Below are 15002 nucleotides of genomic sequence, written 5' to 3'. Positions count from 1 at the left end.
TCAGCACGTCACGGGCCGAAGTATCAGTCTCGCAACAACCGACGCCTTCCCCGTGAACTCACCGCTTCCCGAAGGCACTGTGGAAATCACGCCCAGCGCCACGACGAACACGGGCCGGCCGACGACGCCAGCGGTCGGCCCGTCGTTCGATTTTTCGCCCGGACCTTTGACACCCCAGGAGCGCAGTAGCAGTGCTGTCTTCGTCCTCACTGGTAATCCAAACCGTTCTCGAACAGTCCTCGCGTGTCCTGCAGACTTACGCCGTGGACCCCGGTCTCGTGGCCGAGCACGCCAATGGTGAGCGCCGTATCACCCAGGGCGGATACGGCGATCGCCAGCTTTTCGAGCTCGTTCAGAACGCGGCGGACGAGATGGCTGACGAGCAGGGTGAGCGAGTCCATGTCGTCCTCACGGACACCCACCTGTACTGCGCGAACGAGGGCGAGCCGGTGACCCCGGAAGGCGCCGAGACAATTCTTCGGATGAGCATGTCGAAGAAGCGTGGGGGCCAGATCGGGCGATTCGGAGTGGGCATCAAATCGGTCCTCGTGGTGACCGACGCACCGGAATTCTTCAGCAGCACCGGAAGTTTCGGATTCGACCGCGCCTGGTCGTACGAGCAGATCAAGGCCGTGCCCGGCGTGACGGCACGCTACGGCCCGGAGTTCGACGCCCCCGTGCTGCGGATGGCCCGACCTCTGGACGTGCAGGCCGAGCGCGCCTCCGATCATGTCCTGAACGAGCTGCTGAGCTGGGCCACCACCGTCGTCCGCCTGCCCCTGCTCCCGAAGGCCGACGACCGGCTGGGCAGGGACATGCACGGTGGTCGCGCCAAGGAACACGGCGAACCCCGTGAGGAGTTCCCGGTCGGCTTCCAGCTCTTCTCCCCGCACGTCGCGAAGGTCGTACTGGAGGACCGCCGGCCGCGGCCCATGGCCCGTCGGACGCTGACCACCCAGCAGACCGGCGACCTGCACACCGTGGTCGAGGAGCGGACCGGTAAGGCCGTCACCACCGACCGGTGGCGGGTGTTCACCACCACCCACGAGCCCGGTCCGGCAGCCCGCGCCGATGCCGGAGAACTGCACGACCGGCTCTCGCTCGACCTCGCCTGGGGTGTTCCGACCTTGGAGAAGGATCAGGAGAGCGGCCTTTACGTCAGCCCGCGCTCGCGCGGACGCGGCAAGTTCTGGTCCTTCTTCCCGACCAAGTACGAGATGTCGCTGAGCGGCATCCTCAACGGCGCCTGGAAGACGAACGAGGACCGACAGAACCTCCTCGACTCCTCCCCCTTCAACCAGGAGATGATCCGAGCCGCGGCAAAACTGGTCGTCGAGTCGCTCCCGGCCTTGGCTCCCGTCGAGGACCCGGCCGCCTACCTTCCCCTGCTGCCCGGTCGCGTGAAGGAAGCGATCAGTTGGGCGGACGAGTTCCTGACCGAAGAGATCTGGACGAGTGCCGCGGTGAACGCGTCACTTCCTGACCAGAACGGCGTACTGTGCGTGCCGACCGAGCTGCGGGTGCACCCTCGTACCAAAGAGCCGAAGAAGGAGTCGAAGTCTCTCCTCCGCTGGCTGCGATGGTGGCACGAGTGCCCGGACCGTCCGTCGAACTGGCTGCATCCGAGCGTCGAAGTGGATGCTCTACGTTCCGGCAAGGTCGAGCACATCCTCGGTGCGGCCAAGCACCAACGAGCTGACGTTCGCGACTGGTTGGAGGCTCTCGTCGAGAGCGGCACCGTGCAGGCCTCCGCGACGGCGATCCGCATTCTCGCCGACATGATCGAGGTCGGCTCCCCGTTCGTCGAGGAGGCCCGTAAAGCCCACATCGTCCTCACCGAGGAGAACGGTCTCGTCCCCCCTGTGCAAGGCAAGGTCTACCGCCGCACCGACCAGGACGGACTGCGTGAGTCCACGGTGTACGTGGTCGACGAACTCGCCCAGGACCCCTCGCTGGCGCACGCGCTCGACGTCCTGGGCATTCGGGAAGCCGATGTCGAGGGCCGGTTCGACAGCGTTCTCGACCAGGGCTTCGACCACTACAGCCAGTCGGACTGGGAGCAGTTCTGGGAGTTGTTCCGTCAGGCGGGGGTCCGTCGCCTGACCCACAAGGTCCTGGAGCGGGTGCCCGCGGCACGCTCGACGCTCCGGGTACGGACCGCCGACGGTCGGTTCCGGCCGGTCGAGGACTGCATGCTGCCGGGTGTCGTGGTCGACGCGAAGCGTGACCCGAGCATCGCCGTCGACATGGCGTTCCACTCCGACGACACCCCCTTCTTCTCCCAGGTCGGTCTGCGGGAACGACCGTCCGGCGGGATCCGGCCCCAGGAGGGCGAGGCGTGGTACGACGAGTACCGCGAAGCCCTCCACAACTCCTACCTGCGCCGCCTGGACAGCAGCGCCCCGCGCCCCGCGCTGAACCGGATGAAGACCGACGGCGCCCCGATCGGCGGCCCTCTCCATCTTTTCCGCGCTCTCTCCGAGGAATCCCGCGCCGCCTTCCTGAAAGTGCTGCCCGACGACGCCGTGGTGGACAACTGGACGCGCCAGATCGGTACGCAGACCAACACCCGGCAGCCGGTCGCCTCACCGATCCGTTGGATGCTGTGGCAGTACGGGACGGCCGTCACCTCCCAGGGGATCAAGCCGCTGAAGGAAGCCGTCGGCCCCCAGCTCGCCGCCTACCGCGACGTGTTGCCGGTGGCCGAGATCTCTCCGGAGAAGGCCCGTAAGTTGCGGCTCCCGACCAACGTCGACGAGGTCCCCGCCGACCGCTGGGACGCTCTCCTCGACGAGGTGACCCGCAGCGAGGACGACTCCTTCGTGGGCGCCACCTACGTAATGCTGACCCGATTCGGCGCGGACTTCCCCGAGGACTCGCTCACCCGTTGCCGGACCGGCGACACCTGGGAGACCCGGCCCGACAGCGAGATCACCGTTGCCGTCGGGACCGCCCAGTACCAGGCGCTGCGCGCCGAGCAGCTCCCGGCACTGCTCGTGCCGACCGCCGGCGACGCTGAGCTGATGATCGAGAAGTGGGGCATGCTCCGCTACACCGACGTGATCAGCCTGGAGACCCGTGAAGTCACGGAGGGCGACCCGGTCCCGTTGGTCGAGCTGTTCCCCGCCCTGCGGCAGCGCCTGAACAGCGGGAACCGCAACAGCACGGTGCAACGGTGCAACGAACTGGAGGAGGTCACCCGCACGCCCAACGGCACGCGTACTTCCCCCTTGGACGCCGTGCGCCAGGACAGCAACGTCAAGGTCCGCGTTCCTCTCGACCCCGAACCGATGCTGCGCCTGATCGACCGCGAACTCGGGCTGGGCCTCGGTGCTGCCGGTTGCCGTCAGGTCCTGGAGCACCAGGACCGTATGGCGCGGGACAGCGAGTTGAAGGCGGCGCAGAAGGCGGTACGTGAGGCCGAGGACGTGGTGACCAAGATCGAGCTGCTGATCGGTGCGGACGCGCTCCGGACCGGCCTCCCCGAGGGATTGATGGAGGCCGAGCTACAGGCGGCCGACGGAGTGGAGCCGTCCGGGCGCCGGATCGCGCAGATGGCGTTCAACGCCCACGGTGACGGAGTGCTCCAGCAGCACGCCCGGGACATCCAGGCACGCTTCCCCAACGCCCCGGTCGGATACGGGGGTTCGTCGGCGGCCATCGCGTTCGTCTCGGAACTGAAGCTGCCTGTCGCGTTCGCCGGTTCGAGGACTCCGTCCCCGCCTCCGTTCGAGACCGTCGAGGGCCCTCGGGACTTCCCGAGCCTCCACGAGTACCAGGAGGACCTGGTCCGGAACATTTCCACCATGCTCGACCGACTGGCCCCCCAGCGCGGCATGCTGTCCCTGCCCACGGGCGCCGGCAAGACTCGGGTCACCGCCGAGGCCGTGATCCGCTGGGTGAAGCGGGTCGGAGACCTCAAGGGTCCCCTTCTGTGGATCGCACAGACCGAGGAACTGTGTGAACAAGCCGTCCAGAGCTGGAAGTTCGTCTGGAGCAAGGTCGGCGCCGAACGCCCGCTCACCGTCAGCCGGCTGTGGAGCACCAACGAGGTCGGTGACGTCGTCGACCACCCGCACCTGGTGGTCGCCACCGACGCCAAGCTGGAGCGGTGCCTGGGCACCGACCAGTACGCCTGGCTGCGTCAGGCCGCGCTGGTGGTCGTGGACGAGGCGCACACCGCCATCTCCAAGCGATACACGGAGATCTTGGGCCAGTTGGGGCTGACCCAGTACGAGACCGGCCGGCACCTCCTCGGCCTGACCGCCACCCCGTTCCGGAACCGCAACGAGGAGGAGACCCGCCGCCTGGCCGGCCGCTTCGGCAATCGACGGCTCGACGAAGGAGTCTTCCCGTCGGGCGACCCGTATCACGACCTCCAGGACTGGGGCATGCTCGCCCAGGTCGAGCACCGCACCCTTGAGGGTGGCCGTATCGAACTCACACGGGACGAGAAGACGCATGCCGATCGCATGGCCATGCTCTCCCGATCCGCCGAACAGCGGCTCGCCGACGACCACGCGCGCAGTCGGCGCATCGTCGACTCCGTGGCCGAACTGCCGGACGACTGGCCGACGTTGCTCTTTGCCACTTCTGTCGACCACGCCAAGTACCTGGCGGCCATGCTCAACGACCGGGGTGTCCGGTCCGCCGCCGTGGACTCGACGACCAGTGCGCAGGACCGTCGTACTCGCATCGAGAACTTCCGAAGCGGCCGTATCCGGGTGCTCACCAACTACGGTGTGCTCACTCAGGGATTCGACGCTCCGGCCACTCGTGCCGTGGTCGTGGCCCGGCCGGTCTACAGCACCAACGTGTACCAGCAGATGATCGGTCGCGGACTGCGCGGCCCGCTGAACGGCGGCAAGGCCAGCTGTCTGATCCTCAACATCAGCGACAACATCACCAACTTCGACACCGACCTCGCCTTCACCGAGTTCGAGCATCTCTGGAGCCGGAAGTGACCGACGTCTACCAGGACAGCCCTCAGCTCACCGACGAGCAACTGGCCGTGGTCGAGCAGCCCTGGGACGCTCGCGTCCTGGTCACCGCGGGCGCCGGTGCTGGAAAGACCCACACCCTGGTGCGCCGACTCGACGCGCTGTGCGGACAAGAGGATCCCGAACAGGCGCTGGAGGCGGCCGAGATCCTGGTGCTCACCTTCTCCCGGGCCGCCGCCCGGGAACTGCGCGAGCGGATCTCCCGGCACGGGGAACGAGCCCACCGGGTACGCGCCCGTACCTTCGACGCGTGGGCCTACGAGGTGCTCCTCCAGGCGCATCCGGACGGCGAGTGGGGAGAGGCCGGCTTCGACGAGCGAATCGCCGCCGCAACCCGCGCGATCGAGAAAGGCGCGCTGGAGATCGGCGACGCGGTCCCGCCGGCCCATGTCGTGATCGACGAGGTGCAGGACCTGCTGGGTGGGCGCCGCGAGCTGGTGGAGACACTTCTCGACCGATATCAGGACAGCTGCGGCTTCACCGTCGTCGGCGACGCGGCCCAGTCCGTGTACGGCTTCCAGATCGAGGACCTGGGCGAACGAGCCGACGAGACCGGTCGGTTCTTCGACTGGCTGCGCTGCTCCTACCCCGACGACCTGGTGGAGCTGCGCCTCAACCGGAACTTCCGGGCAACCACCGCCGAGGCTCAGGTCGCACTTCCACTCGGCCCCCGACTCCAGCAGCTGAGCGATCCCGACAAGGCAGGAACGCTCTACGACGAACTCCGCGACCTCCTCCTGGATCCGGCGAACGGCATGAGCGGCCTGGACAACGAGTTCACCCTGGACGGACTGCGGGAACTCTCCGACACATGCGCCGTCCTCACCCGTGACAACCAGCAGGCCCTCGTGGTCTCCGACCTGCTGCATGCCCGCGGCATCAACCACCGGCTGCGGCGCCCCCTGGAGGAGCGCCCGGTGCCGTACTGGGTAGCCGAGTTGCTGCGCCGCACGGAGGCGAACGCCCTCACCGAGGACCGGTTCCGTACGCTCCTCGCGGACATCCCACTCCCGTACGAACCCGACGCCACCGCCTTGTGGACGGTGCTGCGTCGGGCCGCGCGCGGAGCGGGACGCGGCGTGCTGGATCTGGATCGGTTGCGCCGGTCGCTCGCCCAAGGCGGATTCCCGGACGAGGCGGCCGACCCGGAGACGGCCCACGTCGTCGTCTCGACGGTGCACCGGGCCAAGGGCCTGGAGTTCGACCGGGTGATCGTCCTGACACCACCGACCCTCGCCGAACTCCACAAGCGGTACCAGGACGAGCTGGACCTCCCCGCCGAGGCCCGTGCCCTGTACGTGGCGATGACACGTGCCCGCCAGGACCTGTACCACGTGGCCCCTCCCGAACTGCCGCTCTTCAGGCGGGCCGGGAGTCGACAGCATGGCCGGCGCTACCTCGGATCGTGGCGGTCGTACGACAGGTACGGGATCGTCGCCGAGCCGGGCGACGTGAGCCGGGACGACCCGCCCGGTCAGGAGACGGACGCCGTCGCCACCCAGGTGTATCTCCTGGAACAGGTCCGTCCCGGCCAGGAGGTACTGCTGCGCAGGCGCCACGACCTGCCGATGGGCGAGACGGAGAGCCCGCCGTACGCCCTGGTGCACGAAGGGCGGGAGATCGGCGAGGCCTCGCGGAGGTTTCGCGAGGAGCTGTTCCAAGTGCAGAAGGTGAACCGCACCTGGGACCCCTGGTGGCCCGACGAGATCCACGGCCTCCGGATCGACACCCTGGAGACCGTGACGGGCAGCACGGCCGCCGGCGCCAACGCCGGACTCGGGGACCGAGGCGTGTGGATGGTCCCGCGGATCACCGGCATCGGCCGGTACCGGAGAGCCGACAACTACGAGGAGCAGGGCGCATGACGCAGGTGGCAGGCCGACACTCCGAGCACTATCGGGTCCGGGACGAGGAACTCCTCGCGGGGCTCCGCCGTGAACTCCTGGGTCCCGCGGAGGACTCCGAGCCGGACGACCGGGGAGAGGTGCTCGCTCAGGACGCACCCATCGACCGCTATCTGACCGGCGTGCTGTATCCGCGTGCCGCGGACAGGGCCGCGAAGGAGCAGCAGAACGACGACGCCGGCGAACAGCAAGGCCTGGACGCCACGCCTTTGCTCGCCCGCGAAGACGCCGAGGAGTCCGGCACCGCGCAGGAGGTCGGCGCCTCGGGGGACAGGCGTCCCTCCTCAATGGGGCTCACCTTCGCGGTCCCGGCCATAAGCGGTTCGATCGTGGTCTCGGCCCGTGCGGCCGTCTACGAGCCCACCGACGCCGACGGCAAGCGCGTCCCGGCCCGCCGCGCCGAGGCCCGTACCACCGCCGACCAGAGGGAGCGGTGGCGGCGGAAGGAACTCGTCCTCCCCGACCAGACCATCGACGTGAACCGGCCGGACCCGAGGATGAGGATCGAGCTCAGCCCGGAAGCCGCGCTGCACGTCAACGTCCGGCGTCTCGACCAGGCCAACGGCACGGTCACGATCACGGTCACGTTGATCAACACTCAGAAGGTCGGGGAGTGGGACCTCCAGGACGCCTTCTCCCTGTTCCAGTGCGGTCTGACGATCCGGGCCGCCGACGGCTCCACCGCGTTCGTCGAGCGTCCCGCCCCGGCCGCCGACCACGACCCGGAGATCGCCACCAGTCGGCTGCTGCACCGCCACGCCCCGACCTTCGCGGTCGGCCACGGGTGCGCCGCCGAGTGGGACTGGACTCCGTCGCCGATCGGCGTGACGGAATCCGAGGTGCCGGCCGTCCGCGAGGTGCGGACCCAGTTCGTACCCACCGTGGAGGTACTGCTCACCGACTCCAACCCGGAGATCGACAGCTCTGCGCTGTCCATGCTGGGGCTGGCCGAGCGGTCCGACGCCGAGGTCCTGGCCGCTCTGGAAGGGCTCGCCACGGGGTACGAACACTGGATCGACCGCAAGTCGGCCGAAGCGAACGCTCTGACGGACGGCCCTCACGGGAAGCCCGCGCGGGAACAGGTGAGGGCCTGCCGCGAGGCGCTCGACCGAATCCGTGAGGGCGTCGAGTTGCTGCGGACCAAGCCCGATCTGATGAGGGCTTTCCGGCTCGCCAATCACGCCATGGCCGACCAACGCGCCCGCAGTGCCTGGGTGAAGGGCGGACGTGCCGGCGCCCCCGACCCGGCCGCCGGTCGCTGGCGCCCCTTCCAGATCGCGTTCGTGCTCCTGTGCCTGGCGGGTATCGACGACCCCGATCATCGTGATCGTAAGATCTCCGATCTGTTGTGGTTCCCCACCGGTGGCGGCAAGACCGAGGCCTACCTCGGGCTGATCGCCTTCACATCGTTCCTGCGCCGCATCCGCAAGGGTGCGGACGGCGGCGGTGTCACCGTCCTCATGCGGTACACGCTGCGGCTGCTCACCCTCCAGCAGTTCGAACGCGCGGCGATCCTGCTCTGTGCCATGGAACACATGCGGCGCCGGACGCCCGAGTTGGGCCATGAGGAGTTCTCCGTGGGCATGTGGGTGGGGCGATCGGCCACCCCCAACACGCTTGCCGTGGCAGGCCTGAAGCTCGACGAGCTGCGGAGGAGCCTCGACAAGCGCCTCGCCACCGAGAACCCCGTCCAGCTGCATGCCTGCCCCTGGTGCGGGACCCGCCTCGACGCTCGGAACTACGAAGTCGACGAGGACGCCAAGCGGATGCACGTCCGATGCCCCGGCGCGGGCTGCGACTTCGCCGACGGCCTGCCCGTCCATCTGATCGACGAGGCGGTGTACGACGCACGGCCGACCCTGGTGATCGCCACCGTCGACAAGTTCGCTTCGATGCCGTGGCGTCCGGCGACCTCCGCTCTCTTCAACCGTGACGACGCCCCGGAGGGCGGCACCCCTCCCCCGGAGCTGATCGTCCAGGACGAACTCCACCTGATTTCCGGCCCGTTGGGGACACTCACCGGCCTCTACGAGACCGCGGTGGACGCGCTGGCAGACCGACCGAAGGTGATCGCCTCCACAGCGACCATCCGCCGCGCCGCCGACCAGGGCCGCCACCTCTTCGCCCGCGAAGTACGGCAGTTCCCGCCCGCCGGTCTGGACGCCCGTGACTCGTGGTTCGCCGTGGAGACACCCCGCGAGGAGAAGGCGAGCCGCCGCTACGTCGGCCTCCTGGCCCCCGGCACCAGCCAGTCCACCCTGCTGATCCGCACGTACGCCACCCTGCTGCACCGGGCCAGTCAGGCAAGGACCGAGGAAGAGGTACGCGACGCGTACTGGAGCCTCGTCGGCTACTTCAACAGCCTCCGGGTGCTGTCGGCGGCCGAACTCCAGGTCCATGACGACGTGGTGGCCTATCTGGAGCTGCTGGCCGAGCGAGAGGGGGTGAAGGTCCGCTCGGTCGCCAACTACTCCGAGTTGACGAGCCGTATCGACGCCAGCGAGATCCCCACCCGACTCAAGGGCATCGAGAAGCGGCTGCCCGACGACGACACCGTGGACGTCCTCCTGGCCACCAACATGATCGCGGTCGGCGTGGACGTGGACCGCCTCGGTCTCATGGCCGTGATGGGCCAGCCGCAGACGACCGCCGAGTACATCCAGGCCACCAGCCGGGTCGGCCGCGCACATCCCGGCCTGGTCGCGGTCATGCTCAACTCGACGCGGTCCAGGGACCGTTCCCACTACGAGAGCTTCCAGCATTTCCACTCGGCCCTGTACCGCGAGGTCGAGTCCACCTCCGTCACCCCGTTCTCCGCCCGTGCCCGTGACCGGGGCCTGCACGCGGTGATCGTCGCCCTCGCCCGCATCATGATCCCCGCAGCCCGCCCCAACGAGGGCGCCGGCCAGGTCGAGTCCTACGAAGGCGTGCTCCGGGGCCGCATCAAGTCGATCCTCCTGGAACGCGTGGAGGCGGTCACCAAGGAGGAGACCGACGCCGTTTCCAGGGCCTTCGACGAGTTCGTCGATTGGTGGTGCGAAGAGGCCGAGATCGACAACAACCTGCTGTTCGAGCCGCAGAGGGGCAATCGTGCCCCTTCGGTCCTGAAGGCGTACGACGACGAGTCCCAGGACGCCGAGGCATATCCCACGTTGTGGAGCCTGCGCGACGTCGACGCCGAGACCGCGCTTTTCATGGAGGGAACCCGATGACCCCGCCCCCCGCCCGCCGTCGCCGGACCGGAGCGAACGGCGCCGCCCCCGCCCACAACTTTCCGCGGCGCGGTGCTGTCCGTCGCGCCCAGGCGATCACCACGTACGGCGTCGGGTCTCTCATCGCCGTCGACCAGGAGTCCTTCATCGTCTCGGGACTCGACGACGCTGAGCAGAGCTGGAGCCGTGACGAGTCCCCGCGAATCTACGAACGGCGCCTGGCCCGCGTACTCGAAGTCGACTACTTCCGGTTGCCGCCCGCTTCCGACGACACCAGCAAGGACGGTCTCCGGGTCCGGCGATTCCCCTTGATGCACTCCTGCCCTGAGTGCAATGACCTACAACGGCACCGCGACTTCAATCCGCCCACCGGGCGAAGCGTCTGTGGTACGTGCGAGGTCGACCTGGTCCCCTCCCGTTTCGTCGTCGCCTGTGAGGCCGGGCACCTCGGCGAGTTCCCCTACTGGCAGTGGGTGCATCGCTCCACGGATCGTGGTGCCACGACGGTGGGACAGTGCGGGGGGAAACTCAAGATGCGCACGACCGGGCGTACTTCCTCGCTCCGCTCCATCCTCGTCTCCTGCACCTGCGGGCAGGCTCCCGAGGTCTCGATGGAGGGCTCCTTCCGCAGGAAGGCGCTCAAGGACCTGGGCCTCAAATGCCAAGGCACCCTCCCCTGGCTCGGTTCGTCCACCCCGGCTCCGGGGTGCGGACTCCCTCTGCGCACCTTGCAGCGCGGTTCGTCAGCGGTGTGGCAGCCGGTGCTGAAGTCGGCGCTGTCCATCCCCCCGTGGAGCAACCGCCGCGAGGATCCGCTCGCCGAACACTGGGATGCTCTCCGTGAGTACGACAAGCGCGAGCACGTCGAGGTCTATCTCAAAGGTGCTTTCAAGGGAAAGCCGTGTCCGGTGCCACTGGACGAGGTGATGGCACTCCTCGCCGCGGAAAGCGAAGAGGACCCCGACAGCGAGTCCGCCCCCACCTTCGACCACCGCTACCGCATCCTGCGCAACATGGAGTACGAGCGTCTCCGCTCGGGCAACAACGAGAGCGAGCACTCCCGCGACGAGCAGTTCGTCTGCGAAACCCCGCTGGGCAACCAGAGCGTGCTCGACCCTCTCGGCGTCACCGGCCCGATGCTGGTCAAGAAGCTTCGCGAGGTGCGCGCTCTGAAGGCGTTCACCCGGCTCGTCGACGCCGAGTCGACGTCCGACTCCAAGGAGATGCCACTGTCCCAACACCCCCTGCGCTGGCTCCCGGCCATGGATGTGCGGGGTGAGGGAGTCTTCCTCCGCCTGGACGAAAAGCGGCTCGACGCGTGGGAGAAGACCGTGGCGGTGGCCGCCCGGGTCGAGCGGATGCGCACCGCCCACAAGCGGGTGCTGGAGCAGCGGGCCGACGACCCGAGCCGCGTCGTCCCCTCTCCCGCCACCCCTCGCATGGTTCTGCTGCACACTTTGGCTCACGTCCTCATCAACGAGTGGAGCCTGGAGGCGGGCTACCCGGCCGCGGCGCTGCGCGAGCGCCTGTACGCCGGCGACGACATGGCCGGTGTACTCGTCTACACCGCGACGAGCGACTCGGCGGGCAGCCTGGGTGGTCTGGTAGCTCAAGGTGAACCAGAGCTTCTCGATCGTACGGTCCGTTCGGCCGTCCGCCGTGCCGAGTGGTGTTCCTCGGACCCACTCTGCATGGAGACCGAGGCGTCCGGCGCCGGCGGCATCAACCTGGCGGCCTGCCACGCCTGCGTGATGCTCCCGGAGACAAGTTGCGAGCACAACAACATACTGTTGGACCGCGCGCTGCTCGTCGGCACCCCAGACGACCCGGGCATAGGCTTCTTCGCCGAGTTGGTTGGCCACTGACGTCCACTGAGCCGCAGAACGCAGGCACCACCCGAGTACCGTCCGAGATCGGGAGCGGGTCTCTTCGCAACGGTGGCAGTTTTGAGTATCTGCGTGCCTACTACTCTGCCCCCATGATTCGCGCGGTGGTCTTCGACGTAGGTGAGTGCCTGGTGGACGAGACCCGGGAGTACGGGACCTGGGCCGACTGGCTTGGTGTGCCCCGCCACACCTTCCACGCGATGTTCGGCGCTGTGATCGCCCAGGGGCGGGACTACCGGGAGGTCTTCCAGGAGTTCCGACCCGGGTTCGACCTCTACCAGGAACGGGAGAAGCGGGCCGCCGCCGGGCGGCCGGAGTCCTTCGGGGAGGAGGATCTCTACGCGGACGTCAGGCCTGCGCTCGCGGCGCTACGAGCTGGCGGGCTCTGGCTAGGGATCGCCGGGAACCAGACGGTGCGGGCGGGGCGGATTCTGCGGGAACTGTTCTCCGCCGACGTCGACCTGATCGGTACGTCGGACGACTGGGGGGCGAGCAAGCCCGACCCGGAGTTCTTCAAGCGGGTCGGCGACGCCGTACCGTTCGACGTCGGCGAGATCCTTTACGTCGGAGACCGTTGCGACAACGACATTCGACCTGCCCTACAGGCCGGCATGCTCACCGCTCTCGTGCGCCGCGGGCCCTGGGCCACCATCCAGTGGAATTACCGCGAGGCCAGAGAACTGCCGACCTTCAGGGTCGAGTCACTGCTTGAACTGCCGGACCTGATCAGTCGGTTCAACGGCCCAGCGCACTGAGCGTCGTCGACCAGTCGTACAAGCGGTCGTCGAGGTCACGTACGCAGCGCTCGGCCTGGTGGGGCGAAAGCGCGCGGCGCACTTCCCGTACCCGGTCCATGCCGGTCGCGTACCAGGTGACCGCCAGCTGGTCGAGGGCCTTGCCCGCGTACTCGCACGCCTGCTCCGGGTTACCGGAAGTCGCCTCGACGGCCGCCAGGTCGCCGTAGACCACCGAGCGTTGCTTGTCCTCGGCCGGTGTCATCGCGGCCAGGGCTCGCAGCAGGCTTTCGCGGGCCTGCGGGAGGTGGCCAGCGATCATCTGCGTGTTGCCCTTGAAGGCCGCCAGGCGGGCCGGGGAGAACCAGTCCAGCCACTCCGGCGAAGGGCACTCGTTGCCCGTCGCCAGGACGTCCTCGGCGTGGCCGAGGAGGTGCAGCGCTGTGCGTGTGTTGCCCGACCTCGTCTCGCACTCCGCCTCCACGGCGTCGAGCCAGGCAAGGAACTCCGCAGAGGCGGGAGCGCGCCGTGCGTAGGTGCGCGCTGCGGTCATGCGCTCAAGAGCGCCGTCGCGATCCGCCACCCACCCCGGAACGAATGCCATGTGCGCGATGATCGCCGAGCCGATCAGCGCGTCGTCCGCCTCTCCCGCCGCCTGTAGTGCCAGCAGAAGGGTGTCGTTGGCGGTACTCGGCTCGCGGAGATCGAAGAATTCGATGCGGCCTGCGAGGAGGTAGGTCTCCGCCATGGCGGCAGCGACCTCACGACGTGACGAGTCCGTCGTCTCGGGCAACAGGGTGCACCCCAGCATCGCGTGTGCGACGACGGCCGGGTGCAGTTCTGCCGGTGCGACCGACCAGTAGAGCCGACGGTGCGAGCGGGTCACCGCCATGAAATCGGCTCCGACCGTGGCAGGTTGGCGTGTCACGGCGACTTTGCGGGGCAGTGAGGCCCGGCCTCCCAGCACTGTCCGATCGCCGATTACCAGGGTACGCCGGGCGTGCTCTGCGTGCTGTGACCCGTCGGAACCCCACGGGGGCGTGAACCCCAGTGCCTCCATGCTCTGTCCGAGCAGATGCACAAGAACGCGTTGGCAGTCCGGCTGGGGCCAGGGCGGGTTGTCCGACTCCCAGCGGCGGACCTGTCGTACACCGATCGACAACCCTCGAACGCCCATCTCCTTGGCGTGCTGGGTGAGCGCATCGGCCAAATGCTGCTGGGAGTTGAAACCCGCGGCTACGCGGGCGGCCTTGAGTCGGACGTTGCCGGTGGGCCTGGGCACTGGAGCACCTCCTGCTGCGGCTTCTCCAACTCTCCCACACAGGGCCCTGTTTCAGGCATGACCTCCCTCCTAAGGAGTCGTAGAGGCCCTTATCAAGTCCTATCAGAGGCCCTTCCAAGTCCTCGAATCTGACAAATGGTTACTGGAGGCTTTGTGTTGTTCCCAGGACAGGAGGCAGGTTGTGGACACACAAGAGGCCCTGGACAGAGCGATCTCCGAATGGCTCGCGCGAGCCCATCCGACGCCTGCGCAGGCCTGGCACGAGTGGGCGATTCAGGGCGTCGCCCTGTTACCGCTCGGCGACCGGTTCGCAGCGGTGCGGATGGCGTCGGACGAGGTGCACGCCGCCGTGGATTCGAGCGACCCGGACCAGGTCGCCGTCTGCCTCGGCCTGTTCCTCGGGGGCTCGATCATCTACGACCGCCGGGTGGCCGGCGGCACGTACTACGCCTTGATCCAGGGACACGCCGGTCTGGTCTGGGCGTACGACGACATCGCCACGTGTCTGGGGCATGGCACTTATCTCGGCGTGCCACGGCTCGACCGGCAGCAGTCCCCGGGCACCTACTGGCTGATTCCGCCCCGCTACGAGGGCGATCTGTGCACCCCGCGTTCCATCACAGCCCTGGTCAAGAGGGGGCGGTCACGACTGGCCGCACGCTCGGAAGTCTGATCCTCCTCCGCGAAGAACCTCGAAAGGAATGGTGGGCAATCACATGACGACCACGACCGTTCAGGCGCCCTGGGCCATGCGGTTGGTGACCGATCGGCTGCCGGTCGGGCCTCCTCCGTACGTGTCCGTGACGCTGGATGCCGTCTCGCAGACCGCCGTGTACACGGACGCCGCCGGTCGGGTGGTGGAGATGGGGAAGCACGGGACGTCGAAGACGGCGGGGACGGCGTCGGTGTCAGGTGGTGGGGACGGGCAGCAGCCTCAGCCGCAGACGCAGGACGACAGCACCACCGACTACGAGTCGGACTGAG

8 protein-coding genes are annotated in these 15002 nt (G+C 68.2%); 7 read left to right on the top strand and 1 reads right to left on the bottom strand.

Going from position 1 to position 15002, the window contains the following annotated elements; all coding sequences use genetic code 11:
* Positions 1–191: 191 nt before the first annotated feature.
* The 5 genes from ACFWPQ_RS07590 to ACFWPQ_RS07570 all read left to right on the top strand — a co-directional run bounded on the left by ACFWPQ_RS07590 (position 192) and on the right by ACFWPQ_RS07570 (position 12757).
* Positions 192–4964: a DEAD/DEAH box helicase gene (locus tag ACFWPQ_RS07590; protein WP_384030944.1), complete on the top strand. Its 4773-nt coding sequence runs from the start codon at positions 192–194 to the stop codon at positions 4962–4964.
* On the top strand, positions 4961–6865 hold the full coding sequence (locus tag ACFWPQ_RS07585) for a UvrD-helicase domain-containing protein (protein WP_384030942.1): 1905 nt from the start codon (positions 4961–4963) through the stop codon (positions 6863–6865). The genes ACFWPQ_RS07590 and ACFWPQ_RS07585 overlap by 4 nt, the downstream gene beginning before the upstream one ends.
* Positions 6862–10116 carry a helicase-related protein gene (locus ACFWPQ_RS07580; RefSeq protein WP_384030940.1) on the top strand — a complete coding sequence of 1085 codons (3255 nt, stop codon included), beginning with the start codon at positions 6862–6864 and terminating at the stop codon, positions 10114–10116. Before ACFWPQ_RS07585 ends, ACFWPQ_RS07580 begins: the two co-directional genes overlap by 4 nt.
* Positions 10113–11981 carry a DrmB family protein gene (gene drmB / locus ACFWPQ_RS07575; RefSeq protein WP_384030938.1) on the top strand — a complete coding sequence of 623 codons (1869 nt, stop codon included), beginning with the start codon at positions 10113–10115 and terminating at the stop codon, positions 11979–11981. Before ACFWPQ_RS07580 ends, drmB begins: the two co-directional genes overlap by 4 nt.
* A gap of 113 nt (positions 11982–12094) precedes the next feature.
* Positions 12095–12757: an HAD family hydrolase gene (locus ACFWPQ_RS07570; protein WP_384030936.1), complete on the top strand. Its 663-nt coding sequence runs from the start codon at positions 12095–12097 to the stop codon at positions 12755–12757.
* On the opposite strand, the gene ACFWPQ_RS07565 is transcribed toward ACFWPQ_RS07570, so the two are convergent.
* Positions 12738–14018: a transcriptional regulator gene (locus tag ACFWPQ_RS07565; RefSeq protein WP_384030935.1), complete on the bottom strand. Its 1281-nt coding sequence runs from the start codon at positions 14016–14018 to the stop codon at positions 12738–12740. The genes ACFWPQ_RS07570 and ACFWPQ_RS07565 overlap by 20 nt on opposite strands.
* Positions 14019–14199: 181 nt before the next feature.
* Here ACFWPQ_RS07565 and ACFWPQ_RS07560 point away from each other — a divergent pair, with 181 nt between their 5' ends.
* On the top strand, positions 14200–14691 hold the full coding sequence (locus ACFWPQ_RS07560; RefSeq protein ID WP_384030933.1) for a hypothetical protein: 492 nt from the start codon (positions 14200–14202) through the stop codon (positions 14689–14691).
* Positions 14692–14734: 43 nt separating this feature from the next.
* On the top strand, positions 14735–15001 hold the full coding sequence (gene tgmA / locus ACFWPQ_RS07555; protein ID WP_384030931.1) for a putative ATP-grasp-modified RiPP: 267 nt from the start codon (positions 14735–14737) through the stop codon (positions 14999–15001).
* Position 15002: the final 1 nt, after the last annotated feature.

Source organism: Streptomyces sp. NPDC058464 (genome assembly GCF_042721035.1).
Taxonomy (GTDB): Bacteria; Actinomycetota; Actinomycetes; order Streptomycetales; family Streptomycetaceae; genus Streptomyces.
This window is presented reverse-complemented; position numbering and strand designations above follow the sequence as displayed.